The organism is Paenibacillus kobensis NBRC 15729 (assembly GCF_004000825.1).
GTDB classification, from domain to species: domain Bacteria; phylum Bacillota; class Bacilli; order Paenibacillales; family Paenibacillaceae; genus Paenibacillus_T; species Paenibacillus_T kobensis.
This window is the reverse complement of sequence record NZ_BILZ01000029.1, coordinates 28,547-54,602: the sequence shown is the minus strand read 5'-3', so window position 1 is coordinate 54,602 and position 26,056 is coordinate 28,547. Positions and strand designations below refer to the sequence as shown.

The 26,056-nt window shown below is 55.0% G+C and carries 27 protein-coding genes; 11 read left to right on the top strand and 16 right to left on the bottom strand.

Annotated features, from left to right (window positions below; genetic code table 11):
- The first annotated feature begins 49 nt into the window (after nucleotides 1–49).
- The 8 genes from PKO01S_RS17075 (at nucleotide 50) to PKO01S_RS17040 (ending at nucleotide 6,861) form a co-directional block, all read left to right on the top strand.
- Complete coding sequence (locus PKO01S_RS17075; RefSeq protein WP_127532642.1) at nucleotides 50–1,348, top strand: aminotransferase class I/II-fold pyridoxal phosphate-dependent enzyme; 1,299 nt, start codon at nucleotides 50–52, stop codon at nucleotides 1,346–1,348.
- A 163-nt stretch (nucleotides 1,349–1,511) separates the two neighbouring features.
- Nucleotides 1,512–1,841 carry an antibiotic biosynthesis monooxygenase family protein gene (locus PKO01S_RS17070; RefSeq protein ID WP_127532641.1) on the top strand — a complete coding sequence of 110 codons (330 nt, stop codon included), beginning with the start codon at nucleotides 1,512–1,514 and terminating at the stop codon, nucleotides 1,839–1,841.
- Complete coding sequence (locus tag PKO01S_RS17065) at nucleotides 1,838–2,683, top strand: HAD hydrolase family protein (RefSeq protein WP_127532640.1); 846 nt, start codon at nucleotides 1,838–1,840, stop codon at nucleotides 2,681–2,683. Before PKO01S_RS17070 ends, PKO01S_RS17065 begins: the two co-directional genes overlap by 4 nt.
- Nucleotides 2,683–3,375, top strand: a complete 693-nt coding sequence (locus tag PKO01S_RS17060) for an HAD family hydrolase (RefSeq protein WP_127532639.1) — start codon at nucleotides 2,683–2,685, stop codon at nucleotides 3,373–3,375. The genes PKO01S_RS17065 and PKO01S_RS17060 overlap by 1 nt, the downstream gene beginning before the upstream one ends.
- Nucleotides 3,376–3,485: 110 nt before the next feature.
- Entirely contained in the window at nucleotides 3,486–3,890 is a 405-nt protein-coding gene (locus tag PKO01S_RS17055; RefSeq protein ID WP_127532638.1) for a GNAT family N-acetyltransferase, read from the top strand.
- Nucleotides 3,891–3,957: 67 nt separating this feature from the next.
- On the top strand, nucleotides 3,958–4,746 hold the full coding sequence (locus PKO01S_RS17050; protein WP_127532637.1) for a DUF817 domain-containing protein: 789 nt from the start codon (nucleotides 3,958–3,960) through the stop codon (nucleotides 4,744–4,746).
- Between the two features lie 52 nt (nucleotides 4,747–4,798).
- Nucleotides 4,799–5,182 (top strand): phasin family protein, encoded by a 384-nt coding sequence (locus PKO01S_RS17045; protein ID WP_127532636.1) that lies wholly within the window; start codon nucleotides 4,799–4,801, stop codon nucleotides 5,180–5,182.
- Complete coding sequence (locus tag PKO01S_RS17040) at nucleotides 5,179–6,861, top strand: ABC1 kinase family protein (protein ID WP_127532635.1); 1,683 nt, start codon at nucleotides 5,179–5,181, stop codon at nucleotides 6,859–6,861. The genes PKO01S_RS17045 and PKO01S_RS17040 overlap by 4 nt, the downstream gene beginning before the upstream one ends.
- Nucleotides 6,862–6,954: 93 nt before the next feature.
- On the opposite strand, the gene PKO01S_RS17035 is transcribed toward PKO01S_RS17040, so the two are convergent.
- The 7 genes from PKO01S_RS17035 to PKO01S_RS17005 form a co-directional block, all read right to left on the bottom strand.
- A complete protein-coding gene (locus PKO01S_RS17035; RefSeq protein ID WP_127532634.1) occupies nucleotides 6,955–8,265 on the bottom strand; it encodes an ABC transporter permease in 1,311 nt (436 codons plus the stop codon).
- Nucleotides 8,255–9,088, bottom strand: coding sequence for an ABC transporter ATP-binding protein (locus PKO01S_RS17030; RefSeq protein ID WP_127532633.1), 834 nt, complete (start codon nucleotides 9,086–9,088; stop codon nucleotides 8,255–8,257). The genes PKO01S_RS17035 and PKO01S_RS17030 overlap by 11 nt, the downstream gene beginning before the upstream one ends.
- 77 nt (nucleotides 9,089–9,165) lie before the next feature.
- Entirely contained in the window at nucleotides 9,166–10,440 is a 1,275-nt protein-coding gene (locus PKO01S_RS17025; RefSeq protein WP_127532632.1) for an MFS transporter, read from the bottom strand.
- Between the two features lie 201 nt (nucleotides 10,441–10,641).
- The gene (locus PKO01S_RS17020) at nucleotides 10,642–12,066 is read right to left on the bottom strand and encodes an S-layer homology domain-containing protein (protein ID WP_127532631.1); all 1,425 of its coding nucleotides are present in this window, start codon (nucleotides 12,064–12,066) and stop codon (nucleotides 10,642–10,644) included.
- Nucleotides 12,067–12,206: 140 nt separating this feature from the next.
- The gene (locus PKO01S_RS17015) at nucleotides 12,207–13,847 is read right to left on the bottom strand and encodes a DEAD/DEAH box helicase (RefSeq protein ID WP_127532630.1); all 1,641 of its coding nucleotides are present in this window, start codon (nucleotides 13,845–13,847) and stop codon (nucleotides 12,207–12,209) included.
- A 30-nt stretch (nucleotides 13,848–13,877) separates the two neighbouring features.
- Entirely contained in the window at nucleotides 13,878–14,657 is a 780-nt protein-coding gene (locus PKO01S_RS17010) for an SDR family NAD(P)-dependent oxidoreductase (RefSeq protein WP_127532629.1), read from the bottom strand.
- Between the two features lie 166 nt (nucleotides 14,658–14,823).
- Entirely contained in the window at nucleotides 14,824–15,282 is a 459-nt protein-coding gene (locus PKO01S_RS17005) for a chemotaxis protein CheX (RefSeq protein WP_127532628.1), read from the bottom strand.
- Between the two features lie 132 nt (nucleotides 15,283–15,414).
- Between PKO01S_RS17005 and PKO01S_RS17000 the strand changes: the two genes are divergently transcribed.
- Nucleotides 15,415–16,464 (top strand): zinc dependent phospholipase C family protein, encoded by a 1,050-nt coding sequence (locus PKO01S_RS17000; protein WP_127532627.1) that lies wholly within the window; start codon nucleotides 15,415–15,417, stop codon nucleotides 16,462–16,464.
- 95 nt (nucleotides 16,465–16,559) lie between these two features.
- Here the strand turns inward: PKO01S_RS17000 and PKO01S_RS16995 are convergent, their stop codons facing one another.
- The gene (locus PKO01S_RS16995) at nucleotides 16,560–17,543 is read right to left on the bottom strand and encodes an HRDC domain-containing protein (protein ID WP_127532626.1); all 984 of its coding nucleotides are present in this window, start codon (nucleotides 17,541–17,543) and stop codon (nucleotides 16,560–16,562) included.
- 309 nt (nucleotides 17,544–17,852) lie between these two features.
- Between PKO01S_RS16995 and PKO01S_RS16990 the strand changes: the two genes are divergently transcribed.
- Nucleotides 17,853–18,149, top strand: a complete 297-nt coding sequence (locus PKO01S_RS16990; protein ID WP_174818585.1) for a DUF3055 domain-containing protein — start codon at nucleotides 17,853–17,855, stop codon at nucleotides 18,147–18,149.
- A gap of 74 nt (nucleotides 18,150–18,223) precedes the next feature.
- Entirely contained in the window at nucleotides 18,224–18,502 is a 279-nt protein-coding gene (locus tag PKO01S_RS16985) for a hypothetical protein (protein WP_127532625.1), read from the top strand.
- Nucleotides 18,503–18,583: 81 nt separating this feature from the next.
- On the opposite strand, the gene PKO01S_RS16980 is transcribed toward PKO01S_RS16985, so the two are convergent.
- From PKO01S_RS16980 to PKO01S_RS16945, 8 genes are all read right to left on the bottom strand, one after another.
- Nucleotides 18,584–20,011 carry a phosphodiester glycosidase family protein gene (locus tag PKO01S_RS16980; RefSeq protein ID WP_127532624.1) on the bottom strand — a complete coding sequence of 476 codons (1,428 nt, stop codon included), beginning with the start codon at nucleotides 20,009–20,011 and terminating at the stop codon, nucleotides 18,584–18,586.
- A 182-nt stretch (nucleotides 20,012–20,193) separates the two neighbouring features.
- Nucleotides 20,194–21,051: a 5'-3' exonuclease gene (locus tag PKO01S_RS16975; protein WP_127532658.1), complete on the bottom strand. Its 858-nt coding sequence runs from the start codon at nucleotides 21,049–21,051 to the stop codon at nucleotides 20,194–20,196.
- A 435-nt stretch (nucleotides 21,052–21,486) separates the two neighbouring features.
- Nucleotides 21,487–22,200, bottom strand: coding sequence for a GDSL-type esterase/lipase family protein (locus PKO01S_RS16970; RefSeq protein WP_246070610.1), 714 nt, complete (start codon nucleotides 22,198–22,200; stop codon nucleotides 21,487–21,489).
- Between the two features lie 69 nt (nucleotides 22,201–22,269).
- Entirely contained in the window at nucleotides 22,270–23,484 is a 1,215-nt protein-coding gene (locus PKO01S_RS16965) for an aminotransferase class I/II-fold pyridoxal phosphate-dependent enzyme (RefSeq protein WP_127532623.1), read from the bottom strand.
- Between the two features lie 5 nt (nucleotides 23,485–23,489).
- Nucleotides 23,490–23,864, bottom strand: coding sequence for a Spx/MgsR family RNA polymerase-binding regulatory protein (locus PKO01S_RS16960; protein WP_127532622.1), 375 nt, complete (start codon nucleotides 23,862–23,864; stop codon nucleotides 23,490–23,492).
- 10 nt (nucleotides 23,865–23,874) lie between these two features.
- Nucleotides 23,875–24,816 carry an RluA family pseudouridine synthase gene (locus PKO01S_RS16955; RefSeq protein WP_127532621.1) on the bottom strand — a complete coding sequence of 314 codons (942 nt, stop codon included), beginning with the start codon at nucleotides 24,814–24,816 and terminating at the stop codon, nucleotides 23,875–23,877.
- Entirely contained in the window at nucleotides 24,813–25,391 is a 579-nt protein-coding gene (locus PKO01S_RS16950; protein ID WP_127532620.1) for a cob(I)yrinic acid a,c-diamide adenosyltransferase, read from the bottom strand. The genes PKO01S_RS16955 and PKO01S_RS16950 overlap by 4 nt, the downstream gene beginning before the upstream one ends.
- Nucleotides 25,388–25,948, bottom strand: a complete 561-nt coding sequence (locus PKO01S_RS16945) for a hypothetical protein (protein WP_127532619.1) — start codon at nucleotides 25,946–25,948, stop codon at nucleotides 25,388–25,390. Before PKO01S_RS16945 ends, PKO01S_RS16950 begins: the two co-directional genes overlap by 4 nt.
- Between the last annotated feature and the right edge of the window lie 108 nt (nucleotides 25,949–26,056).

Genomic DNA, 26,056 nt, shown 5'->3' with positions numbered 1-26,056 from the left:
AAGTCACATTGACATCGAATCGTATTATTCGGAAGGATGGAATGAATTCATGAATCCACTTGCTCAGCAGTTGAACGAAACGTTGGAGCGAGACAACGCCAATGTCTATGCCATGCTGTCTAAACTCGGCCGAGAAATCTACTTCCCGAAGGTAGGCATCTTGAGCCAATCGGCTGAGGCAAAAGCGAAAGCGAAAAAATTTAATGCAACCATCGGTATCGCGATCGAGAACGGCCAGCCGATGCACTTGAACGTCATTCAAGACACGCTGTCCGCTTACGATCCGAAGGACCTTTACGAATATGCGCCTCCAGCAGGCAAGCCAGAGCTTCGCACCGCTTGGCGTGCGAAGATGATGAAAGAAAATCCGTCCGTCGAAGGCAAAGGCTTCGGCAATCCAATCGTGACGAACGCACTGACGCACGGTCTCAGCATCGTAGCTGACCTGTTCGCCGATGCGGGCGACGCGGTCATCATTCCGAATAAGAACTGGGAAAACTACGAGTTGACGTTCGGCGTCCGTCGCGGCGCAGAAATCGTCGAGTACGATCTGTATAACAGCAGCAACCGGTTCAACAGCGAAGGCCTGCGCGAAGCGCTGCTCGCTCAGAAGGGCAAAGGCAAAGCCATTGTCATTCTGAACTTCCCGAACAACCCGACCGGCTATACGCCAGGTCCGCAAGAAGGCGACGAGATCGTCGCCGTTATTAAAGAAGCAGCAGATGCCGGCATTAATGTCGTAGCCGTAACCGATGACGCCTACTTCGGCCTCTTCTTCGAAGATTCGGTTCACGAATCGCTGTTCGGTAAGCTCGCCGGCCTGCATGAGCGCGTTCTCGCGGTCAAAGTTGACGGCGCAACGAAAGAAGAATATGTGTGGGGCTTCCGCGTAGGCTTCATTACGTACGCTTCCCCGTCGGAAGCGATTCTGGCGTCGCTCGAACAGAAGACGCTCGGCATTATCCGTTCGACGATCTCGAGCGGTCCGCATCCGTCGCAGACGTTCGTTCTGCGCGCGCTGCAATCGCCTGAGTTCGAAACGCAGAAAGCCGAGAAGTACGACATCATGAAACGCCGCGCCAACAAAGTAAAAGAGCTGCTCGACAGCGGACGTTACGGCGACGTATGGGAATACTATCCGTTCAACTCCGGCTACTTCATGTGCCTGAAGCTGACGAAGGTTTCGGCGGAAGCCGTTCGCCAGCGTCTGCTCAGCGAGTACGGCATCGGTACGATCGCCCTTGGCGAAACCGACCTGCGTGTCGCATTCTCGTGCATCGAGGAAGGCGATCTGGAAGAACTGTATGATACCATCTTCAAAGCCGTTCAAGAACAATTGAACGCGTAATATAAACATGGAAGGTTGAGCAGCCCCGTCTGGGTGTCTGCTCAACCTTTTTGTTTGCCGGCACCGATTCCTATTCGTTTGTTTAGCCTATAAAGGACATGACGTCCCCCTTGCTTTGTGGTATAGTCTTCCAATCAATCGATTCGATAGGAGGCGCATGACAATGATTACAGAAGCAGCAGTACTTTATGTCAAAGAAGGTCTCGGCGCGCCGTTCGAAGCTGATTTCCGCCGAGCGTCAGCCATTATTTCTAGCATGCAAGGATACTTGAGCCATGAACTGCAGCGCTGTCTTGAAGTGCCTGGCAAATATTTGCTTATCGTCCGCTGGGAAGCGCTGGAGGACCATACGATTGGATTCCGCCAGTCAGAGCCTTATCAGCAGTGGAAGGCGCTGCTGCATCATTATTACGATCCGTTCCCTGTCGTGGAACATTTTGAGCAGGTGGAATTGAAACCGTTTGCCGCCGCCGGGGAGGGAACTTACTCATGACGCGATATTATGTGACCGATCTCGACGGAACGCTGCTGCGGTCCGATGCTACTGTCTCTGATTACACCATACGAGTTCTGAACGAAGCGCTGGAGGAAAGCGCAGTCGTCAGCTACGCAACAGCCAGAAGCTACCGAAGCTCCTTTAACGTTACCTCAGAAATCCATTGGCGCTATCCAGTCGTCTTATATAATGGAGCATTGATTTTCGATCCTATAGACCGGCGGGTGCTGGGTGGTCATTGGCTCGACAGCAGCATTACGAATGATATCATCGGCATGGGGCGAAGCCTTGCGCTGACGCCGTTCTTATTCGCTCTCGATGACGATGACCAAGAACGGGTGCTGCACGAGAAGCTGTCCCGTTACGGCGATACTGCTTTCTGTGCAAGCCGTCCCGGAGACCCGAGGTTTCGGGAAGTGCAACAGCTCGTCTGCCCGTCGTCCTACCGCACGCTTAACATTACTTACATAGGGCTGCGTGAAGAGTTGGAGCCGCTGTTCCGAACCATATCTGACCATTACGGTCCGAACGTTCATATGCACTTCATGCTCGACCGCTACATCGACAACCATTACTTTCTTGAAATCTCGCATCCGCTCGCCAATAAGGAGCATGGCCTTGCGCTCTGGTGCGGGCATGTCGGCTGCCGTCCCGAAGACGTCACCGTATTCGGGGACAACTTGAACGATATCGGATTGTTCAAGCGGGCCGGCAGGCGGCTCGCCGTTACGGATGCGCCTCCGGAGCTGAAGCAGATGGCGACGGGCATCATCGGCAGCAACAATGATGACGCCGTTGCAAGGATTATTGACGAAGAGGTGAAGGAGGAGCACGTTTGATGAGCGCTCAAGCGATTATTTTCGACCTGGATGAAACGCTGTCCGACCGGCGCACCGCCATCAACCGGTTCCTCGAGCTGTGGATCGCGCGCTACTTTGAGGACCGTCTGCACGAGACGGAGCATCTCTGCAGCGTCTTTCGCCGGTTGGACGATAACGGCTACCGCCTTCGGGAAGAGCTTTATCCGCTTCTTGTCGAGGAGCTCGACTGGAAGTCTCCCCCGTCCAAAGAGGAGTTCATCGCTTTCTGGAGAGAGCACTTTCCGAAATGTATCGAACCGATGGCGCATCTGTACGAGATGCTCGATTATTTGCAGCTGCGCGGCGTTAAGCTTGGCCTCATTACGAACGGTCCGGAGCACATTCAACGCCGCAAAATCGACAGTCTCGGCATCGGACATTACTTCCGTTCTCTGTTGATTTCTGGAACGTTCGGCGTCCATAAACCGGACGCACGCATTTTCTTGCACAGTCTGGAAGAGCTGGACGTTGCGCCTGAGCATGCTTGGTACGTCGGCGATCATCCGGTGAATGACGTTGTAGGCTCCCGGGACGCCGGCTTAATTCCTGTCTGGCTGGAGCGTGACGGGAGATGGTCCGAAGAAAAGCACGGCGCCTCCCCTGTCCATACCGTACAGTCGCTGCAAGAATTAATGGAACTATATGAAAGGCTCCACCCTCACTCCCGCTAAAAGGAATCAAACAACATGCTTCACATTTGTTTGCGATACTGGAACAACCGTTTAAGAACTTATAAATCCCGGAAACGAGCAGACCACCACCCAATTCAGGAGGAATCCGAATGACTACGACGATTACGTATTCAACCACCCGCCCAATAACGGCTGCCCAGCTATCCGAAGTATTCGAGCGAGCGGCCATGAAGCGTCCGATCCACGATCTGGACCGGCTTCAGACGATGCTGGACAACGCCGATCTGACCATCTCCGCTTGGGACGGCGACCGGCTGGTCGGCATCGCACGCGCTTTGACGGACTTTTCTTACTGCTGCTATTTGTCCGACCTGGCAGTCGACAACGAGTACCAGAAGAGCAGCATTGGCTCCAAGCTGGTCGACCATGTAAGCGAATTGATCGGTCCGCGCTGCTCGCTCGTGCTCCTCTCCGCTCCCGGCGCCGTCGGCTATTATCCGAAGATCGGCTTTACGCTCGCGGACAATGCGTACATCATTAAGCGCAGCGAATAACAGACGGCTGCATCCCGCACGGCACGATGCGCGCATCATCCGATAACGAGGAGGATCAATCAATAGCATGATTAGACAGCTCATTCGTTTCGGCTGGATGCAAGCGCTCAACTGCATGTTCGCCGTCATCATTTTTGCCGCCATGGCATTGACCCGGTACGTCGACATTCCGTATATCCCTCGCTACGACGCCATACTAATCGTATGTTTGCTCATGCAGGTGTTGCTCATCTGGACGAAGCTGGAGACAGTCGATGAACTGAAGGTCATCATCGTATTCCACTTGCTTGGTCTAGCGCTCGAAACCTATAAAGTGCATATGGGCTCGTGGTCGTATCCCGACGAGGGCTACACGAAGCTGGCAGGCGTTCCGCTCTATTCCGGTTTTATGTATGCAAGCGTTGCAAGCTACATTTGCCAAGCATATCGCCGGTTTCAGATCGAAGTGTTCGGATGGCCGCCGGCCGTATTATCGACGCTGTTGTCGGCAGCGATTTATTTAAACTTTTTTACGCACCACTGGCTCTATGACGTTCGTTACTGGCTGATGCTTGCGCTTGTGCCTGTCTTCGGCCGGTCATCCTTCCGGTTCACGGTTGGCGAACGAACGTATTCGATGCCGGTCATCGTCTCCTACTTGCTCATCGGCTTCTTCATCTGGATTGCAGAAAATATTTCGACGTTCCTCGGCGCATGGAAATATCCGAATCAAGAGGCCGCTTGGCATGTTGTCCATTGGGGCAAAATCGGCTCCTGGTTTCTGCTCGTTATCATATCGGTTATCATCGTAACAGAATTGAAACGGCTCAAAGGACGCCTTGACGGAGGGAGGCCGACCGTTCATTTGCGTTCATAATCACTTGTGATAAAATTATCCTCAAGCACCAATATGAAGGAGGTTTCGTCTCATGAAAGATTTGTTCAACAAAGCGGTGTCGTTCGGGTTGGGTGCAGCAATCGCAACGAAGGAGCAAGCAGAGAAACTCGTGGAGGAGCTCGTCAATAAAGGCGAGGTGAACAAATCGGAGTCGAAGCAGATGGTCGACGACTTGCTTCGCAAAGGCCGGGAAGTTCAGGCGTCGATTGACGCGCGTATTAAGGAATATGTGCGCAGCGCATTGAATGAGGCGAACTTGACGACGAAAGACGACTACAACCAGCTTCAACTGCGGGTTGCCGATTTGGAGCGACGGGTCGCTGAGCTCGAAGCACAGACGTCTGGCGAACCGGCAGTAGAAGAGGCTGAGGAGCAGGCTGAAGACGGTCCGGTCTCCCTCACGAAGGACGAATGATCGGCATTGGCCGCCGGATTCGTCATCTCCAGCGTTACCGGGACATCGCGAAAGCGTTCGTACGCAACGGCTTCGGCTTCCTCGTGAAGGAGCTCGGCCTAACCGAACGTTTTCCGCTGTCGTCACTTCGTTCTGCGGATACCGATGGCGCAGGCATGAAGACGACAGGCGAACGAATCCGGCTGTTTCTGGAAGAGCTCGGCCCAACGTTTATCAAAATCGGCCAGATCGCCAGCACACGGCCAGATCTGCTGCCGGCTGACATTATCGCCGAGCTCGTGAAGCTGCAGGACAATGTGCCGCCGATTCCGTTCAAGGATGCTGCCGCCGTTCTGGAATCAGAGCTCGGCTCTTCCGTATATGAGCTGTATGCATCCTTCGACGAGACGCCGGTCGCGGCGGCTTCGATTGGCCAGGTACACTTGGCTATACTGCCTAACAGCCAGCCCGTCGCGGTCAAGATCCAGCGGCCTCACATTCACGAACAGATCGAGACCGACTTGGAAATACTCGACAATCTCGCCCGCATTGCCGAGCACCGACTTGAATGGGCAGCCAAATATCAAATCCGGGACATGGTCGCGGAGCTTGCGCACTCGCTGCGCGCCGAGCTCGATTACGCCATTGAAGGGCGTAACGCCGAGCGGTTGGCCCGGGCGTTCGACCGGGACCCTGGCATTCATATACCCTCCATATACTGGGATTATTCGAGCAGACGCGTACTGACGATGGAGCTGATGACCGGCGTCAAAGTAACCGATCCGGAAGGCCTCGCAAGCATCGGCACGACGCAGAAGAAGGTTGCCGAACGGATTACGACCGTGCTCTTCCAGCAAATATTCGACGTCGGGCTGTTCCACGCCGATCCGCATCCCGGCAATATTGTCGTACAGCGCGGCGGCGTCATCGGCCTAATCGACTTCGGCATGGTCGGCCGGATGACACCGGCGATGAAGCGGCATTTCGGCTCGCTCGTCATCGCGCTTCGGCGCAACAGCACGAACGGGATCATCCGTGCGATCGAAGCGATGGGGGCGCTGCCGGAGGACATCGACATGCGGCAACTGCGGGACGACATCGATCTGCTCCGGGACAAATATTATGACGTCCCGCTCAGCCAGATCAGCTTAGGCGAATCGATCAACGACCTGTTCGCCGTCGCCTATGCGCACCGAATCCGTATTCCTTCGGATTTCACCTTGCTTGGCAAGACGCTGCTCACGCTCGAAGGCGTCATCTCAACGCTTGATTCTACCTTCAGTATTGTCGACGTCGCGGAGCCGTTCGGGCGCCGATTGTTCTTTGACCGGATAGACCCTCGTTCATTCGCCGAGAACGCTATGCATTATGCAGGCGAATATGTGGATCTGCTCGCCGATCTTCCGGAAACGCTGCGCGACGTATCGCATGTCGTGCGCAAAGGAAAGCTCCGGCAGGAATTATCCGTACCGGAGCTGGACACGTTTCTGAAGAAGATTGACCGAGTCGGCAACCGCCTGTCGTTCAGCATCGTGCTGCTGTCATTCAGCATCATTATGGTCGGGCTTATCGTGGGCTCGTCGCTTGGACGGCAATCCACGTTCATCTGGCAATTCCCCGTTATCGAGATCGGCTTCGGCATTGCTGCCGTCATGTTCTTGTTTATGCTCTATGCCATATTCCGTTCGGGACGATTCTAACGGGACAGACCAGCGAGCCAGCCAGCTGGCGTCCCGCCGGCTCGTCCCTTCTGTTCCCGTCTCCCTAGCGCTCCGCTTATGCGTCTTCCTCGCTTAATCTTCTTCCGCTTCCTTCGCCATCCGCCGGCGCACGCCTCCCGGCCGAACCGCTGCTGCGTAGAGCAGCGCTGCCGCAGGCGCCGCCAGCGACTGCGCATACTCGCTTTGCACCGCTAATACGATGCCGCATGGCAGCCACATCAGCAGAGCCGCAGCAAGGAATGCATTTCGGTCAACCGTCAGGAGCGACGCGACCCGCTGGCCCTCCGGCAGCGGATAAATATGTCCCCATACCGCATACTTATGCGAATGTCTTAATGCTCCGAGCTGCAGGCCGACAATTCCGGCGAACAATACGTATATCAGGCTTGCTCCCCAGCCGTCCAGCCACACCGACTCTCCCAGCCAATAGAGCACCAGCATGCCGAGCAGCGTCAATCGGACGAGCATGCCGCCGAGCTCCGTACGGAACATCGTCATGGCGTACAGATAAACATAGGTTCCGCGCTGTGCGTAACGGATCCTGCCGCCTAGCCAAGACAGGTAGCTGCGCCTTGCAATGCGCGGAGACTGCGTCGGCACGTCGATGAACAGCGCCAGAAACCGGTAATAACGCCGTCTGGTCCGTACCTCTTCCCGAATGAGCATATCCCATGGCAAACGGTGCTTTCTCGGCAGCCGGTACGCTAAAGCGAGCAATCCCGTTGCAAGCAGTCCGAGCACAGCCGCCTTCCAAGGCGCGAGCTGGTACAGCGCAGCGAGCACCAGTCCTGTAAGCAACCATCGGGCGATCCGCAGCATCCGCCGTGCTCCTGCCTCTGCTGCCTTTCTCTCTTGCCAAGCGCCGGCCATATTGCCCGCTTTGACTGCGGTCAGCGCGATCAACAGAAGCCATGCGCCCGCTTGTCCTTCACTCTGTGCATACATCGGCCAATAGACCAGAAGCGACGCCAATACCCCGATGACACCCGCTGTTCCGTTATAACGCATCGACCGGCGGATATAGCCGCTCATGGCCGCTTCCTGCGGCAGCAGGAAGACGGTATCCGCTGGATGGAGCCACGAACGCAGCGGACTCCAGCAGACGAACCCGATCGTCAGCACAACGCCGAATAAGGTAAACGGGAAATGTGCCGGCACATCCCGCACGAGCATTGAATATCCGATCGCCGCCACAATAAGCGCCAGCATAATAACCCCCGGAAAACCGCTGCGCGCGACGTAGCTGTAGTAAGGCATCGTCTCCTTGCGGAAGCCGGATGCCCGCTCCGACCACAACTGCAGCGGATCGAAACGGCTTGGTGGCGCCTGCGTTTCTTCTCGGTGTGCCGGGCTATGGGCAGCGCGAACGATTTTATCGCCCATGGGTTGAATCGCCGCCTCCCGCCGTATCCGATACGAGACGGAAAAACGCCTCGTCCAACGTTCCGCCCGTCATGCCAGCCGCCTTCCGCACATCGTCCAGCGTTCCTGATGCAGCCATTCGCCCGTGATGAAGCACGATATAACGGTCGCAATACGTTTCGACCGTCGATAAGATATGAGAGCTCATCAACACGGCCGCTCCGGCGCGCTTCACTTCGACAAGCCGATCAAGCAGCGAGCGGATACCGAGCGGGTCAAGCCCGAGAAACGGCTCATCAATGATGAACAGCGGCGGATTGGCAAGCAGCGCATTCATAATCATCACCTTCTGCTTCATGCCTTTCGACAGATGCTCCGCGAAGGCGCCCCGTTTCACCCGCATATGAAATTCGTCTAACAGTTGCTCGCGCCGGTCGGTGTACAAGTCACCGTCGACCCCGTACGCCATGCCTGTCAGCCGTAAGTGCTCATCAACCGTCAGCTCGTCGAACAGCACCGGAGACTCCGGTACATAGGCGATAGAGCTCCGGTACTTCTGAGGATCGCGGTCCAACGTCGTCCCTCCGACTTGAATCTGCCCGGCATGGGGCTGCATAAGGCCAAGTATATGTTTGATCGCAGTACTCTTGCCTGCGCCGTTCAGTCCGATCAAGCCGACGATTTCGCCGGGCCGAACGTCGAACGTAAGCCCGTGGAGCACCGGTCTTCTTGGGCTGTAGCCGCCGACAAGCTCCGTCACTTGCAGCGCTGGAGCTGCCGCATTTGGATTCTTACTATTCGTAGTATGATTATCATTCGTGTAAACAGTACCGTTACGGTTCATCCGTTTCCCTCCGTCCTTCCTTTCATTATACTCGAAGAAAGGGAACAAACGGAAACTTGCAGTCATCAGGTCGGCCTTTATGGCTTGTCGAAGCGGCGCATGCCTAGCGACAGCAAGAACGAAATCATTAGCAATCCCATCGGGATGGCGCTGATCAAGTACCGGAATGCCAGCGCTGGATTGGAGCCAGGCTCGTCACCGCTTACGTAACCGAACATGATGCCGACGATCCAGAAGGCAATGGCCGAGAGCAGCCCGCTTGAACGCGTAATGAAGCCGCCGACCGCCGTATAGATTCCTTCTCTCCGCTGGCCGGTAATAGCTGCATCAAGATCGATGATCGTGCCGCTTACGACGTTCGGCGTTACGAGAAAGCCGGCGAGCCCGAATCCTGCTGCGATACCAGCCGCAATACCAGTGGCAAGGCTGGTGCCGAACCAGAGCGGAATAACCGCAATCGCATAGACGATGAGCGACAACCGCCATGCGTGCACACTGTCCATTCTTTTTACGATCCAATACCATATGCCTACACACGGAATAACCGATACGAATACAGCTGCCAGCAGGAGCGATACTTGCGACTCCGGAATTCGAAGCACATATTTTGCATAGAAAGGAATCATAGAGCCGAGCAATCCGTTCACGGTCTGGGCGAATGAGTTCGACAAATTGAATATCCAGAACCGCCTGTTCGAGAGCGTCTCCCGGAATGCCTGCACGAGCTTGAGCGGCTCAGCTTGCAGCGCCTCCTTGCTTTCGCTGATGTTGCGTATGAACAGTATCATCAAGAAGGCGAACACAACGGCATAAACGATGGACATGGAGCTGAATCCGATCGCATCGAACAAGATAGGGGTGAGCGACGAGCCGATCAGAATCGCAACGATTTGAAAACCTTGCTGAACAGCCGAAGCCTTCGCACGCTGCCGGTCGCCCCGGAACAACTCCGGGAACAAGGCACCGTAGTTGACCCATAGTACGGTCGTCACCGCTTCGAACAGCACTAACGCGATAAGCAGCCATACGAACAGACTATAGCCTTGCAGTCCGGACGGCACATAGAACACCATCGCCAAGGTGAGCATGAACAAAGGAATGGCAGCGACGATCCAAGGCTTGCGGCGCCCGTACTTTGTCCGTGTCCGGTCCGACCAGTATCCGAGCAGCGGATTGTTCGCCGCATCCCAGACGAGGAACACGGTGCGGGCAATCGTCGCGAGTCCGACCGACAATCCTAGCTTTTCAACATAATAATAGCTGTAAAAAGAACTGAAAGCTTGAATCGGAATCATCATGGCCAGCATACCGAGCGCATAAGCGTATGGCGAGTTGTGGAACCGTCCGTTCATTGTGCTGCGCCTCCTAAGCGGCCGCTGACGGCCGTCCGCATGCAGCCCCGCCGAATTGGCCGAAGCGCTTCTAGTAATGCTGATATGTGACGTGCCTCACGATTATTCGCTCTTATTCCGGACCTTCGTCCTAAACATACAACAAGGCGGTACAGGGAACGAAGTCCCGTACCGCCTTGCGTTGTTTATATGAAGATATCATTATTTGATTACAACGACCTTGACTGCGTTGTTCTCAATCGTCAGCTCGACCGCCTGACCGGTCAAGAGCTTCGATGCATCACCCGAAATGACGACGTTCGGATCGACATTATAGATGGCCGATTGCGCCGCGCCGTTCACGCTCCGAATAATCGAGATCGTCGCCAGCTTGCCCTGTGCATTCAGCGTTACGGTATTCATGATGCCCGCGTCAATCGTCGGAGCGGCAACCAGCTTCGTAACGTTGATGATGATCACTTTGTTCTGATTCGTGCGTACGAGCACCTCGTCGCCTGCTTTCAAATCGGATACTGCTGCTTGCTTGTTGTCGCGGTAAACATAGACGTTCGGATCAAGCGCAAGTGTTAATTCCGTTTTGTCCGGCTTCACGATAACGATCGTACCGTTCGCAGCTGCTGCTTTCAGGCTGCCCGTAATCGCTTGGTCATCGTAGTTCTGCACAACCGACTTCGTTACATCGACGAAGATGACCTTATTCTGGTACGTGCGTACGAGAACCTCGTCGCCTGCTTTCAAATCGGTGATGGCAGCTTTCTTATTATCACGGAAAATAAAGACGTTCGGATCGAGCGCAAGTGTGGCTTCCGTCTTGTCCGCCTTCACAACGACGATCGAGCCGTTCGACACCGTTGCCTTCAATGTGCCTGTAATCGCCTGCGCATCGTTGTTCGGCATTTGCGTGTCAGTACGGTCGAGCAGCGCCGCTAGCTCTGCGCGCGATACTTGCTGGTTCGGACGGAACGAGTTATCTTGATAACCGGTAATAAGTCCTTTCTCGAGTGCGACCGCAACATAACCGACCGAGCCTGCCGGAATTTGCTTCGCATCTTTGAATGCCAGCTTCGTGTTGCTCTTCGCCTTCGCTTCCGCTTCCAGCTTAAGCGCCTTCACGAGAATGGTCGCCGACCAGAGGCGCGTTGCCGGCTTCTCCGGCTGAATCGAATCCTCCGTCTCGCTGAACAGATCGTTCTCGAGCGCGACTGCAACGTAACCGACAGCCCAAGGATATTTTTTCTTCAGCTGGTCTGCATCTTTAAAGTTCAATTCGGTGCTCATCTCCGCTGCCGATTCCGCCTGCTCGCGCAGACCCATCAGGCGAACGGCTGCAACGAGCGTTTCAATCCGCGAAATTTTTTGCGCCGGCTTGAATGTACCGTCCTGATACCCGTTGAACACGCCCTTCGACGCGAGACGGATAATATATTCCTCCGCCCATTTCATGTCGTCTGCGTCTTTGAAGTGAAGGTTTATCGAAATATTGTTGTCGTCTTTCTTTTTATCGTCATCTTTGCCTTTTCCTTTGCCGTGCCCATTGTCATGCGCGAATGCAGTCGAAGCTCCGCTGAGCAGTGTCATTACCGCCATCGATGTAATTGCAACCTTTTTCCATTTCGATGCTGTCATAAAAAAAGCCACCTCTCCTGTGCGTGAATTTTCGGCTGTGCCGGTTTTTACCTTTCGCCCATAACGTTCGGGTGTCGGGTTACGCTTTCGGGGGGTGGCTTTATAATTTTATGAATCAAGCTCGGAATCTCTAGATCTGCTTAAGATTCAGGCTGCTGTTCAGCTCGTTTCGCCTTCAGCCATTTTGGTGCGCCTTTATCTTTGGCCGCCTTCTTCTGCTGCTTCTTCGTCATGGCTGGTGCCGGCTTACCGGAGCTTGGCTTACCGGATCCCGGCTTGCCGCCGATCTTATCACTGCTCGAATCCCGGCGCTCAGCTGGCCGTCCCGGCTCCTCTTGGCGCGGAGCAGACGGACGCTCGGCATAACGCTGCGCCCCTCTCGAAGCGCCAGTCGGAGCGCCGGTCCGTTCCGATTGCTCCGACCGGTCGAAGCGAGGCCGGTCAGCGGATCTCTCAGCCGATGCCCGTCCATAAGTTCCCCGCTCGGTGGCCGAGGAAGTTCTGGCGTCAGCCGATGGACGCTCCGGCCGGGAGCCGAATGCCGTATCTGCCTTCACGCGGCTGTTGAAGCTTGGCTTGGAGCCTGCCTCTCGGCTGCCTGGCAAGCCCGCCGGTTTGGACCATGTGCCGATGAGGCGCGCCTCATCCGGCGTCACCAGCTTGCCGTGCGCCATAACCCGTTCTTTCATCTCGATGCCGAGCCGCTTGGAGAACTTGTCCATAATGAACCGCTCCTGATGCGTAATCATCGTGATGACGAGTCCTTGCTTGCCCATCCGTCCGGTACGGCCAGCACGATGTACATAATGATCCGCATCGATCGGAGGATCAAGATTAAGGACGAGCGGAAGCGACGGGATATCGATGCCGCGTGCCGCGACATCGGTTGCGATTAGCAGCTTGCAGCCGCCGCTGCGGAACTTATCGAGCGTTACGGAACGGCGCTGCTTGTTCGCATCTCCATACAGCATCTCGACCGTAAAGCCCTCATATTTCAGCTTGGACTCCCACTGCGCAATATTGTCCGTATCGTTCAAGAACAACAGAGCGGAAGACGGATTAACCAGTCTGACCAACCGGCGTGCCGCATCTACTTTATCCCGTTTGTCGACAACTACATATAGATGCTCGATCGTCTCGGCTACGCGCTGTTTGCCAGCCAGATCGATAAGCTTCGGATCACGCATCCATTTGCGCTCCATATCCGCCATCGCATCCGGCCGCGTCGCCGAGAAGAACGCCAGCTGGCGGTCGCGCGGCGTCCCCTTCAGCAGCGCGTCTACCTCGCGCGACGAGCCGAGGTCGAATACTTGGTCGGCCTCGTCAATGATGAGATGCTTCACTTCACCAAGCTTCAGCTTGCGGGAGACGAACAGCTCATGAATACGCCCTGGCGTACCAACGACGAGCTGCGGTTTATTTTTTTTCAAATTATCGATTTGACGGAACACCGCTGCTCCGCCAATAAGCGGCACGACCCGAATGCCAGCCGCCGCGCCGTACGTCTGCGCCACTCTCGTAATTTGCATCGCAAGCTCCTGCGTCGGCGCAAGCACGACGGCTTGCACGGACGAGCTGGCGCTGTCTATGCGCTGCAGTACAGGCAGCAGAAACGCCAGCGTCTTACCGCTGCCCGTCTGGGATCTTGCCGTAACGTCTGCGCCATCCAGCATGACGGCGATCGCTTCGCGCTGTACTGGAGTCGGCTCCGTCAATCCGTTCTTCGCAAGCGCGTCCGCAAGCGTGACGTCAACACCGATCTCTGTCCAAATCAATGACATGTCCATTTCCTCTTTCCGTTTGAATCCTCGTTATTTTTTGTTCAGCCAGCCGCCGGCAATCCGGTCGGACATTCTTGGGAACAGCTGGTACAGCTTCACGCCAATCGATGCCCACCCTGGCAAATCAATCTCCGCTTTGCGCCTTTCAATGACGCGTACAACCGCATCTGCTACCCGCTCCGGCTTCATCATCAGCGCCTTTAAGCCCTTCACATAGGTGCCGCTCGGGTCGGCCGTCTGAAAGAAAGGCGTCTCGAATGGTCCCGGATTAACGGCGGACACGATAATGCCCGTCCCGCGCAGTTCTTGCCGAAGCGCATTCGTAAAGCCGAGCATCGCATGCTTCGATGCCGCATAGCCGGTCGACTTCGGCGTTCCGAGCTTGCCGGCAATCGATGCGATATTGACAATCTGGCCGCTGCCGCGGCGAAGCATATGCGGAAGCACCGCTTTCGTGCAGCGCACGGCGCCCATATAGTTCGTATCCATCATTTGTTCAAAATGAGCAATCGGCGCATCAACGAACTTCTCGAAATAGCCGAATCCTGCATTGTTGACGAGCACGTCTATGCCGTTCATCTCGCGCCATATCCGCTCCAGCGTCTCGGCGGTCGCCTCGGCATCCGTCACGTCAAGCGAATAGAGCCGGAAGCTCTTCTCTCCCGGCAACGCATCTACAGCAGCCTTCAACTTCGACATGTTACGCCCCGTCACTACAACGTTTGCGCCCCGTTCTGCAAGCTTCGATGCGCTTAACAAGCCTAGTCCGCTGGATGCACCCGTTATGACGATTGTCCGTCCTTTTACCATGTCCGCATCACCTGTTATTAGTGTACTTCATCACCGAATAGTTAGCAAAAAAGAAAGACGCTCCCTCCGGCTTACGAGCATGCGCAGAGCGATCGTCCTATAGGTTGAATCATTAATCCTTTCTCATCTTTCATAGAAAAAGGCTCCCCCGGGAGCCCGTTTCGTGTTACGATGCGAATAAGACTTGAATATCCATCTCACCGATTCCGTCCATAATAAGCGGAATCGTCAGCGCCTTGGCCGCTGTCATAGCGGAATTCAGTGCGGTAACGATGACTGGCGGTGTAATATCAACCTGTACGCCTTGATTAAATAGAAGCGTGCTGGCATTCCCGCTTATCATGTTGCTTAGCTCTGAAATCGCGCTCTTGCCGATGTCATCGATTTGCGATATAGCGAAACCGCCCATCATCGCTGAAATCATCTTGAGCGCTACCGGCTCGCTAATACCGAACACGATATGGCCTTGCATTTGTCCGTGAATGTCGATTTGAACTAAAATCAAGTTATCGACAATTGCAATCGGCTTTAATCCGGGTTGACCCGTAGCTGGCTTGATTTGAACCACTTGCTCGATAACATTTTTGGCAGATTCTAGAAACGGATTAATGTACTCTGCTTTCATGGAGGGTCTGCGCTCCTTCTCGACAGCATTCGTGTATTTCCGCTAATTGAATCCATTATACTTAATTCATTAGGACAAGTATACTAGTTTTAAAGGGTTTGGTACTTTATACCCATCTAAGGGAGGATCATCATGCCGAACGTTTGGGCACACATCCTATTCGGCCATACGATAATGGAACGCATCGAAGAGAAAAACTGGCTGTCGGACGACGAGATGCGCAAATGGTTCAATCTCGGGTGCCAAGGTCCTGATTTTTTATTTTATCACCGGTTTCTTCCTTGGCATAAAAGCTCCGTCATGAATCAGCTTGGAACCGAAATGCATAACCGGGAATGCGGGCCCGTTCTTCTCGATCTGCTCGACTCCGTAAGCGGACGGCAGACCGAGACCGAAGACCGCAATGCAGCCGCCTATGCGCTGGGCTTCGTGCTCCATCATGTGCTCGACCGCAACATGCATCCTTACGTATTCAGCAGATCCGGATTCCGCAAGTGGGACCATCAGCGGTTCGAGACGGCGATGGATACGATCGTCGCTTCGCGGCTATTCGGGATTGAGACGTGGAAGACGCCGGTCTGGAAAGATATCGCACCGTCCGGCCCGCTGCCCAATGTGCTGCTCGAAGCGTTCGAGAACATTGCCGCCGTCCGGTATCCGGAGCTCGCCTCCGAGATCAAACGGGAGTATTGGAATGAAGCGCTGCGCGACATTGCGAGCGCACAGAGACTGTTCTTCGATCCGACCGGCATCCGGCGGCTGCTTACCTTCGGCAAGATCGAGCCGTTATCGTACCGCAAAAATTTGCCCGAATACGATTGGATGAACGAGCAGGAGCTGCCTTGGCTCGATCCAACGGACGGCAAGACGCTCCATACGGTCAGCGCTTGGACGCTGTGGGAGCAAGCGATCGAAGACGGTGTCGCTGTTACGGCAGCGGCGCTCCAGATGATCCGAGAGACACAGACGCCGAGCAATGCGCGTACGGCCACGGCCGAGCTCGTCTTGAACCGGTCGTTCGAGCTGCGCGAAGCAGTCGAACAACTGCTTGGCGACCGTTCATACGAGACGGGGCTGCCTTGCAGCAGCGGCGCGTCAATCCGGTATGCGGACCCGATATGGCCTGACGGCGGCATCAAGCATTCGGATTCCGATGAAGCTGTCGGCGAGAAAACGGGATAATGAATGAGAGGCTATTCTCTGAACCGTCACAGGGCGGATCCAAGAGGATGGCCTCTTGTTCATTCATAGCGGCAATGCCGGCTCCAACGGCTGCCTTACATCGCTTCTCTCATCTTATCGCGGCGATACGAAAGTCTTAGAAACCGCAGCCGGTCATACAGCAGATCCATCGGTTTATCCGGCGGCACTTCGGTGCCGTACACATGCTGCAGCACCGGCTTCAAATATTTGTCCCCGACGATATCGAACGCTTGCAGCACCGACTGCTTCTCTTCCTCCGGCATCTCGGCAAGCTCGTTCAATACGATCGCGTCCATATTGTACCCATCCGTCTCGAGCTGTTCGATACGCTCGATCAGATTGCGCCGTGTCATCTCCAGCTCGGCTTGCAGCTCCGTCAACGTTCTGCCGTCCGCGATCGCTTGCAGAATCTGTTTCTTCTCCTGATGGCGGTCCATCTGATTGCGGTACTTCTGCTCTTTCTGCTTATACGACCACTGCATGTAAGTCTTCGGATCAAGCGATTTCGTTACCCAATCGAGGGGAAATGAAGTATCCCGCGTATGACGGGACGTAATCTCCAGCACCTGCTCCGCATATTCCTTCATTTTCGTCTCGCCCCAGCCCGGAATTTGCGCCAGCTCATTGGCATTATGGGGCTTAAATGCGCTGATCATCGTAAGCAGACGGTTCGTCGCAATTAGATAAGCCGACTTGCACAGCTGTGACGCCGTCTTCTTCCTCCACTCCCGCAGCTCTTCGAACAGATCGGCATTCGTATTCAGCTCCCCATAGCATTGCAGCATCGTCACGATGCCGCCCGGCTGTGTCTTGCGCTCCTCCAGCATCCCGTCAATGATAGGCATAAAGCCAGCACCCATCTTGATCGCAATGCCGTGGCGGAACGAAGCCAGCATCTCTTCCCATGAAGCACCCTCATACCAAGTGTCGGCATCCTCGGAAGCTTCCGTCCACAATACGATCCAAGCTCCCTCGTGCTCGCAGATCGATACTTGAGCTCCGACGACCGTACGCTCTCCGTCGATTCTGTCAAACGTGTTCATAAATACGACTTGCATGACTCATCCCTCTTTCGCCGTTATCGGATTTCCGAACCTTCGACAGATGAGTAGTCTTCCGCACAAACGACAAAAAAGGCACCCTCCCGTCGCTGCGGAAGAGGTGCCTCCTCTTGTCCAAAATTCAGTTAACCCCAATATAGCATCATTTGCCAAAAGATACAACAACTATTCATTCACTTCCATATAATCGATCATTTACGGGCGCTATTACCGTATACGGAGCAGGACTCAATCGTTTGCCCGTTGAACGCAGCGGGTGTTATGATGAGTGCATTGCATCATTAGCGAAACGAAAGGGGCTATCCTATGCTGCTGCCCGACTACGATTTTATGTCCGATTCGACAGAGGACACATCAACGAGATTCGTGACGTTCATTGGCCCGAGCCTGAAACGGTTCGATCTGGCGATCACCGCAACGAACCGGTTCTACGGCAAGAAGCTCGTCACCGATCTGCAGGCTGGCCGTACAGCCATTATCGGACCGGATGACCTTGCCGAGGAAGGCTACTTGGAACATGTATACAAGCTTACAGAGGAAGAAGCCGAGGAGTTGAACGAATTTCTTCAGCTCGTGGTCGGAACGGTGAATTTTACCGACTGATTCGGGCACAATGAGTCGTGGAACGAACGAGCATGAATCGTCGTTCCGTCCTACGATCATTAAAGGGGTGTGTCATGAATCGGTTCATGGACGAAAAGCGCAGCCGTTATACCGACTTCGCGGCCGTAGAGTCGCAGCGCAACGACCTCGTTCCGGAAGAATTTCCGGATGGTGCGTATGGTTCCGATCTGAAGTCCGAGCTTGGCAAAAGCAAGCCTTGGCGGATCGATCAACGCGCGGCTAACCCTTACGGGTACGAGAACCGCTCGCTTCATGCCGGCATGGAGCGGGGCTATCCCGGCGACGACCGGAGAGGCGGCCATTCCATCCCCGAGGTGCAGGACGAGCCTTAGGCCGCCGAAAGGCGAACACGAATGCAAGCGGCATCCCGAACGAACGGGATGCCGCTTTTTTCGGTTGACCGTTTCGAACCGTTAATAACGCAGCTTGCTGCCGAACAGCAGTGCGTTGCTTAGCGTTCGGCCTTCAGCCGTTATCGTCTTGCCGTTCACGTACAAGCCGGACGAGGCGCCTCCGTCCAAATTCATCGCTTGGTATGCGCCAAGCTTCAGCATTATAGCGGCCCACGCCTTCATCGTCGCTCCCGGCACTGTCGCAACGATAATCGAACCGTCCTTCTTAATGCCGATACCGCTTCGCGCGCCAGCGGACGTCAATATTTTGTCGTCGCGAAACCCTTCCGCTGCTGCATCGAGCGCCACCGCTCCATTCTTAACGAGTCTAGGCCCAGCGCCAATCGCCGTATGCACGCGGCTCCAATCCAATGGCTTGCCAGCCGCATCCGACATCTCAATCCGGTAATGCGCTTCATTCCCAATCGTGAACCGATCGGCGAGCCGCTCCTCACTGCCTGTAAATACGACGACGAACCCGTCCTTAGGAATTGCGACATTCACATTCCGTTCGATTTTCGTTACAACACCGGCTTTGACCGTCACCGCCGTGCCGTAGTCGAACCCGATTCTCGCGCCGCGCTTTGGCGTATATAGAATGGCGGAATTGCTTCCTTCCACGGGCGTCCGGTTAATAAAATACGCATACCAATTTCCTGAACCGTTATTTTTTCCGCCCGTCCCGCCTAAAATTCGGATGCGAAGCGAATCCATCTTCGCCGTACCGTCCGCCTCGAATCCAATCGTGGTTCCGTAGTTGCCGGCATGCGCAATTTCTCCATCCGAAATAATGGTGCCATAGGGATCAGCCGGCCCTTCATATGCAGAAAAGAACGTTCCATTAACCGCAACGTCCGCCCGGTAGTTTGCCGCAATATCTTTGAGCGGTTGAACTTTCCCCACCGCCCGGCTAGCAATACCCGACGTCACAGGTGTTCCCTTCGGAATCGTCACGGTCTGGACGGTATAGGTTTTGCCCGATACGTTCACCTTCTCCGCAACAGCTTTCAGTGGAGCGGCAGCTGGCGCAGCTGCGACCTCAACAGGAATCGTAAAGTTTCCGGTATAGTCGGCATCCGCCACCTTGATCGTTACTTTCGTCTTCCCGGCCGCGATGCCGGTCAACAACCCATTCGGTTCCACTCTTACAACCGCTGGATTGCCGGCCGTGTAAGTCACCTGCACTTCTTCCGAAAGCTTCAGCTTATCACCTAGCCAGACTCGACTGCCTTCCCGCACGGTCTGCTTAGCAGATTCATAAGTCAGCTTGACCGTCTGCTTGGATGCTTGCTCTCCATCCGCAAACGCACGCCATTCGATCAACCCTGATAACTTGCCTCCGAGAGGCTCAAGTTCCGTCCCTAAGACACCCGTCCCGATCGCCGCAAGCAGCAACACCGCCGTTGCCGTGCGCTTTGTACTCAACCACAATACTCGAATTTTCTTCACCTTGCGACTCCCCTCAATCCATGATGATCTTTATTAATAATCGGCTAGCACAAGGCAGAGATGAAGCTATATTTTATTTGATCAACTCCATTCGATGCTTATTGCACAGCGCAGCGTACAATAAAAAAACCGCCTGATGGCGGTTTAAGGTTAATCCTGTGCAGAAATGCCGCATGTTCCGTCTAGGCTTGCAGCAGCTTCACCAGCGAGCCGAATTCGAGCTCTTCGAATTTGCGCGTCGCCGTCTCCACTTGCAATTCCCAGATACATTCCGTCAATCCGCATTCGACCGGCACGTCGATCCGGATCGTTGCGAGGTCACGCGACAAATGGAGCATATCGAGATTCGATTCGATCTTGGTCCGGATGCCCTTCGGCAGCTTGTCCAGGTTCTCGAGCACGCCTTCGACCGTTTCGTATTCGAGCAACAGCTTAAGCGCAGATTTCTCGCCGATTCCTTTGACACCTGGATAATTGTCGCTCGTATCGCCCATAAAACCTTTCATATCGATAACCTGCAGCGGCGTCAGCTGCTTCTCTTCCAGCAGAAGCGCAAGATCGTACACGGCGTAGTTCAGCTTGCCCTTCTTCATAATGACGACCTTCACTTGCTCGCTGACTAGTTGTAGCATATCATGGTCGCCCGTCAGAATAAGCACTTCTACATCCGGCTCCGTACTCATTCTCGTCGCAAGCGTACCGATACAGTCGTCCGCTTCGAAGCCTCTCAGTCCAACGTTTGGAATGCCCATCTCGGCGACGACTTCTTTCACAAGATCGAATTGCGGAATGAGCTCCTCCGGCGGCTCGCCTCGGTTGCCCTTATACTCCGGATACTGCGCCGTTCGGAACGTTGTGCTTCCCATATCCCAGCAGCAGACGACGTGCGTCGGCTGGAACGTATCGATTGCATCGAAGAAATATTGAACAAATCCATAGACCGCATTCGTCGGCAGCCCCGCGCTCGTCTTGCGGATATATCCGCTGTAGGATGTTGCGTAGAACGCACGGAACAGAACGGCCATCCCGTCGACGAGCATCACTTTTTTCGTATTTTGCAACGTATAATCGCCTCTATTCAACAAATTATTCGTTCATTCTCTACCGACATTCTATCATTTTCACAAGCTCGACTCTATTGAAAATATTACAATCTCGCACGAGCATGATTCTAACGAATCACAGCGACGCTATTTGTCATGAATTACCCTGTTTCCAAATCTAACGAATCCAGGAAGTCTTATTTGTCCAGAAACAGCTCAAAAGAGGAAGCAATTGCGAGAATAACGCTTCTGAGGTTCGTTAACCGCCAATAAAGCAGCATTTGTGCCAAATAAGGCTCGCACGATTCGTTACGACGAGGAGACGGAACACAAAACGCAAACAAGCCTGCACGCCAGGTGCAGACTTGTTCGAATAGGAGGCCTTTATTAACAAGAAGGCTTGCCGCCGCCGCGGCATTACTAGAAATGTTCTTACTTCGCTGCCAGCAAAGGGCGCAGCGCCTCCGCCCAATGGCGGTACCCTCGCTCTGTCAGATGGACGAAGTCCGGTGCCGTCTCTGCGGACAACGTGCCGTCCGGCTCAAGCAATTGCGGGCCGATGTCGACGAACGAATACTTCCGTTCCATTGCCAGCTTCTCATATAAAGCATTGATCTGAGCGATGAGCTCGCGGCGAGGGTGATCCGGATGCTGCTCGCGCGGCAGTACGGCCATGATGATGATTTTCGCCTGCGGCGCCAACACTTCGACCCGGTCGCAAATGGCATTCAGCCCTGCTGCAATTTCCTCCGCCGTGTTCGCACGCGCATTATCCGTCTCGCTTGTATTGTTCGTTCCAATCAAGATGACGACCGTTCGAGGAGATACACCATGCAGCTCGCCGTTATCCAGGCGCCACAGAACATTCTGAGTACGGTCCCAGCCGAATCCCATATTCAATACCCGATAAGGAGCGAAAACCGAGTTCCACGATTCAGGGGATCCAACAAGACCTTCCGTACGCGGCGCGCCGCCCCAGAAATGCGTAATCGAATCGCCGATCATGACAATCTCAGGATTGATCGCTTGCTGTTCATGAAGCACTTGCTCGTGTCTTGCCCACCAATCGTAGAAATCTTCCTCCAGCTTCGGAACCGGAAGGATTGCCGTATTGACGTTGACGTTTGCTTTCACGTTGTCCACCATGACCGATGACCCCTCTCCGCTACAGTACATGCTATACGGTTAATGAACAGTCCGATCCGCTAAGCTGCATCACGATTCCCCGCGAATAAACCGTCCGATCCGTCTCGCCGCTTCAATCAGCCGATCATCCTCTTCGACTAAAGCGATCCTTACATATCCTTCGCCCTCACTGCCGAACGCATCGCCAGGAATGACTGCAACGCCTGCGCGCAGCAGCATTTCCTGAGCAACACGGCGCGAATTCCATGGCCCGCCATCGGGCAGCGTCCACTGCATATCCGGCAGCGGCGCCCAGACGAACATCGTCGCCCTCGGCTTCTCGACGTTCCAGCCTTCTGCAGCCAGCGCTTCGATGAACAAATCTCTGCGCCGTTCATACAGCTTGCCGGCCGGCTCCATCGCGCCGGACATGCCTTCATCCAGTGCGGCGATCCCCGCCTCCTGCACAGCACCGAAGACGCCGTAATCGATGTTCGCCTTCAGCTCACGAAGCGCACCTACCGCTACTGCATTTCCGGCCAGAAATCCGATTCGGCACCCTGCCATATTAAAGCTCTTCGACAGCGAATGGAACTCGACCGCCACTTCCTTCGCGCCTTCGAATTGCAGCACGCTCATCGGCCGCTCGCCGCCGAAGCCCATCTCGGAATAGGCAAGATCGTGCACGAACAAAAAGCCATGTTGCTTCGCAAGCGCAATCATCCGCTCGAAAAAGGCCGCATTCGCAACCGACGTCACCGGGTTGGCCGGATAGCCGAGCAGGACAAACTTCGCCTTCTGCCATACGTTCTCCGGTACAGCGTCAAGATCAGGCAGAAAGCCGTTATCAGCCCGCAGCGGCAGAAGCTCCGCCTGCACCTCGGCCAGCGCCAGCGCTGCCGAATAGATCGGATAGCCCGGATTTGGCACGACCGCCGTATCGCCCGCATTGCACACCGCCATCGCGAGATGCGCGAGTCCGTCCTGCGAGCCCATCAATGTCACAATCTCCGTCTCGGGATCGACTGCCGCAGCATCCCCGAACCGCCAGCGAAGCCACTGCGCCGCCTTCTGCCGGAAGGCGATGCTGCCTTGCGACGACGGATAGGCATAACGGTCCGGCTTCAGCACCGCTTCCGCCAGCGCCTTGCGAACCGATTCAGTCGGCGGCCGGTCAGGACTGCCGATGCCCAGATCGATGACTTCATGTCCCGCTCCAGCCGCCTCCGCCTTCCACTGCGCCACTTCCGAGAATATGGACGACCCCAGCCGCCCAAGCTTATCCGACCGCCAGCTCTTCGCCATCTCTTCTACGCTCCCCACTCTTGCTCGAATACGTCTTCCTTATAGCCAAGCGTCACTTTCTTGCCGTCGGTCACGATCGGACGCTTCACGAGCCGTCCGTTCGATGCGAGCAGAGCGAGACGCTCTTCCTCGGTCATCCCTGGCAGCTTATCCTTCAATCCGAGCTCCTTGTACACCTCGCCGGATGTGTTGAAAAACTTCTTCAGTTCCAGTCCGCTTCGCTCGACGAGCGTCCGCAGTTCTTCGATCGAAGGAGCTCCTTGATCGAACAAATCGTGCTGCTCCAGTTCCCAGCCTTTGGCCTGCAGCGACTTCACTGCCGAGCGGCATGTTCCGCATTTGGCGTACAAATAGATATTCAGCTTGCCATTCTTGCTCATACGTCCCATCCTATCCTTCCTGCAAATAATGCTCTAGCCGCCGCATATCGTCCGGCAGCGCCGCCGTCCACTTCATTCGCTCCCTCGTAATCGGATGCGTGAAAGCGATCGATTCGGCGTGCAACGCCTGTCTGCCTTCCATCATGACATCCGCCTGCTTAAGGCCTGATTCCAAACCGTACATCTCGTCTCCGATCAATGGGCATCCGATCGACTTCATATGGACGCGGATTTGATGCGTTCGTCCCGTCTCCAGCTTGAGGCGGACGCAGGATGCAGCACCGCTCTCGTAGACGGCAACCGTCTCATAATGCGTTACCGACGGATAACCGTCCGGCGTCACGATACGCAAATGCGGACGCTCGGGATCCCGGTCGATCGGACCGTCTACCGTGCCTGCTTCGTGTGTCGGCTTATTATGTACAAATGCCAAATAACGCTTGTCCACCTCGTCCGCTTGCAGCTGTTCGGACAGCTGCTGATGGACATAAGGCGTCTTCGCGATGACGACCAAGCCTGAAGTATGTTCATCAAGACGGTGAATCGGCCTGAACCTCACGGTCTCTCCCCGTTCACGCCAATAATGGACAACGCCGTTCGCCAGCGTCCCCGTGTAATGTCCGTGAGTCGGATGCACAATGATTCCCGGCGGCTTATTGACAACGAGCACGTCCTCGTCCTCGAACACCACGTCAATCGGGATCGGCTCCGGCAAAATATCGTCCGACGATTCCTTCTCCATCCGTATCGTCACGACGTCACCGGTACGAACGATATCCGACGTAAAGACGCGTTTATCGTTGACCGTAAGTCCAAGCTCTGTCAGCTTCAGCTTGGACAGCAGCTTGCGGGAGACGCCGAGACGGCGCTCGAGCACCGTCCGCACCTGCATCCCGTCCTCCCGCTCCGTCGCCTTAACGGACAACGGACGGTAATAGTCCAGCTCGCTCATGAATCACTGCGCGTCTTGAACACATCGGCGCTGCGTACATACTCCGTATCCGGCACGCCAAGCGCCGCATTGGCGGAACGCGCCGCCGCGAAGAAATAGTCGGACAGCCGGTTAACATACTTCAGCACTTCTGCCGGCACCGGATGTTCAGCTCCCGCCGTCACGATGCGGCGCTCCGCTCTCCGGCATACGGTGCGGCATACATGAAGCGAAGCAGACAGCGGACTGCCTCCTGGAAGAATAAACCGTTTGATCGCGGGAGCCGCATCGCTGTGCGCATCGATCCAGCCCTCGAGCCGCACGATCATGTCAGCTGTCACTTTGTAGTGCGGCTCCGCCGGAGCGGAGAACGCAAGATCGGAGCCGCAATCGAACAACTCCTGTTGAATCTCAACCAACTCCGCTGCAAGCGCTTGAACTTGCGGCAATGCAGCTGCTTGCGCCGCTGCAATCCCAACGCAGCTGTTCAGTTCATCAAGCGTCCCGTACGCCTCGACACGCGAATCATCCTTCGATACGCGCCCGCCTTTGAGCGACGTCTTGCCTCCGTCCCCTGTCTTCGTATACAGCTTCACGGATTGATCAGCCCTTTCATCGCTTGCTTGGACAACTCTTCATTCGGCGAAGTCGAAGGAACGACGAGATAGAGATCGTCCGGCGTGTAGCCGACGCCTTGGAACATCGCCGACTGCTTGACCGGAATGCCATACAGATGCTTCTCCTTCGTTTCTTCCTTCGTTTTTTCATTGTATACCGTTCCCGTCATAAAGCCATCCGGAAAATCTTCAGGCTTGAACAATTCATCCAGCGGCTCGACGCCTCCTTGTTCAACCATGGACAAGAAGAAATCTTTCGGAATTGCCAGAATGCTGCGTTCTCCCGCCACGAACTCTACAATCATTTTCTGTTCGTTATAGAGCGGACTGCCGAACACTTCGACCGACTTGTCGCCCATCTTCGTCTGCAGTTGCTCCTCTACCTTCCCGGCGACATCGTCAGGCATGCCATCCTTCGGGAATATGAACATCGATACATCTTTACCGCCGCCGCAGCCGGCAAGCAGCACCGCAGCCAGCATTAACGAAACGATAATGGCGCCTATTTTGGTTTTGCGCAGTGGTGTTCTGAACAACAAAATCCCTCCAACCAATGTCTTAATCTAACGATTATTGCAACTCGAAACAGACTGTTTCTACTATATCATAAACCGTCGTCCATCCAAAAAAATAAAGCCCCGGAA

Coding starts and splice junctions, on each gene's coding strand:
- PKO01S_RS17000 (WP_127532627.1), top strand. CDS start 15,415: ATGCCGAACGTTTGGGCACACATCCTATTCGGCCATACGATAATGGAA.
- PKO01S_RS17025 (WP_127532632.1), bottom strand. CDS start 10,440: ATGAACGGACGGTTCCACAACTCGCCATACGCTTATGCGCTCGGTATG.
- PKO01S_RS17055 (WP_127532638.1), top strand. CDS start 3,486: ATGACTACGACGATTACGTATTCAACCACCCGCCCAATAACGGCTGCC.
- PKO01S_RS16975 (WP_127532658.1), bottom strand. CDS start 21,051: ATGCTCGTCGACGGGATGGCCGTTCTGTTCCGTGCGTTCTACGCAACA.
- PKO01S_RS16970 (WP_246070610.1), bottom strand. CDS start 22,200: ATGGTGGACAACGTGAAAGCAAACGTCAACGTCAATACGGCAATCCTT.
- PKO01S_RS17075 (WP_127532642.1), top strand. CDS start 50: ATGAATCCACTTGCTCAGCAGTTGAACGAAACGTTGGAGCGAGACAAC.
- PKO01S_RS17070 (WP_127532641.1), top strand. CDS start 1,512: ATGATTACAGAAGCAGCAGTACTTTATGTCAAAGAAGGTCTCGGCGCG.
- PKO01S_RS17015 (WP_127532630.1), bottom strand. CDS start 13,847: ATGTCATTGATTTGGACAGAGATCGGTGTTGACGTCACGCTTGCGGAC.
- PKO01S_RS17040 (WP_127532635.1), top strand. CDS start 5,179: ATGATCGGCATTGGCCGCCGGATTCGTCATCTCCAGCGTTACCGGGAC.
- PKO01S_RS16990 (WP_174818585.1), top strand. CDS start 17,853: ATGCTGCTGCCCGACTACGATTTTATGTCCGATTCGACAGAGGACACA.
- PKO01S_RS17065 (WP_127532640.1), top strand. CDS start 1,838: ATGACGCGATATTATGTGACCGATCTCGACGGAACGCTGCTGCGGTCC.
- PKO01S_RS16960 (WP_127532622.1), bottom strand. CDS start 23,864: ATGAGCAAGAATGGCAAGCTGAATATCTATTTGTACGCCAAATGCGGA.
- PKO01S_RS17060 (WP_127532639.1), top strand. CDS start 2,683: ATGAGCGCTCAAGCGATTATTTTCGACCTGGATGAAACGCTGTCCGAC.
- PKO01S_RS16965 (WP_127532623.1), bottom strand. CDS start 23,484: ATGGCGAAGAGCTGGCGGTCGGATAAGCTTGGGCGGCTGGGGTCGTCC.
- PKO01S_RS16985 (WP_127532625.1), top strand. CDS start 18,224: ATGAATCGGTTCATGGACGAAAAGCGCAGCCGTTATACCGACTTCGCG.
- PKO01S_RS17030 (WP_127532633.1), bottom strand. CDS start 9,088: ATGAACCGTAACGGTACTGTTTACACGAATGATAATCATACTACGAAT.
- PKO01S_RS17050 (WP_127532637.1), top strand. CDS start 3,958: ATGATTAGACAGCTCATTCGTTTCGGCTGGATGCAAGCGCTCAACTGC.
- PKO01S_RS17045 (WP_127532636.1), top strand. CDS start 4,799: ATGAAAGATTTGTTCAACAAAGCGGTGTCGTTCGGGTTGGGTGCAGCA.
- PKO01S_RS16955 (WP_127532621.1), bottom strand. CDS start 24,816: ATGAGCGAGCTGGACTATTACCGTCCGTTGTCCGTTAAGGCGACGGAG.
- PKO01S_RS17005 (WP_127532628.1), bottom strand. CDS start 15,282: ATGAAAGCAGAGTACATTAATCCGTTTCTAGAATCTGCCAAAAATGTT.
- PKO01S_RS17020 (WP_127532631.1), bottom strand. CDS start 12,066: ATGACAGCATCGAAATGGAAAAAGGTTGCAATTACATCGATGGCGGTA.
- PKO01S_RS17010 (WP_127532629.1), bottom strand. CDS start 14,657: ATGGTAAAAGGACGGACAATCGTCATAACGGGTGCATCCAGCGGACTA.
- PKO01S_RS17035 (WP_127532634.1), bottom strand. CDS start 8,265: ATGGGCGATAAAATCGTTCGCGCTGCCCATAGCCCGGCACACCGAGAA.
- PKO01S_RS16995 (WP_127532626.1), bottom strand. CDS start 17,543: ATGCAAGTCGTATTTATGAACACGTTTGACAGAATCGACGGAGAGCGT.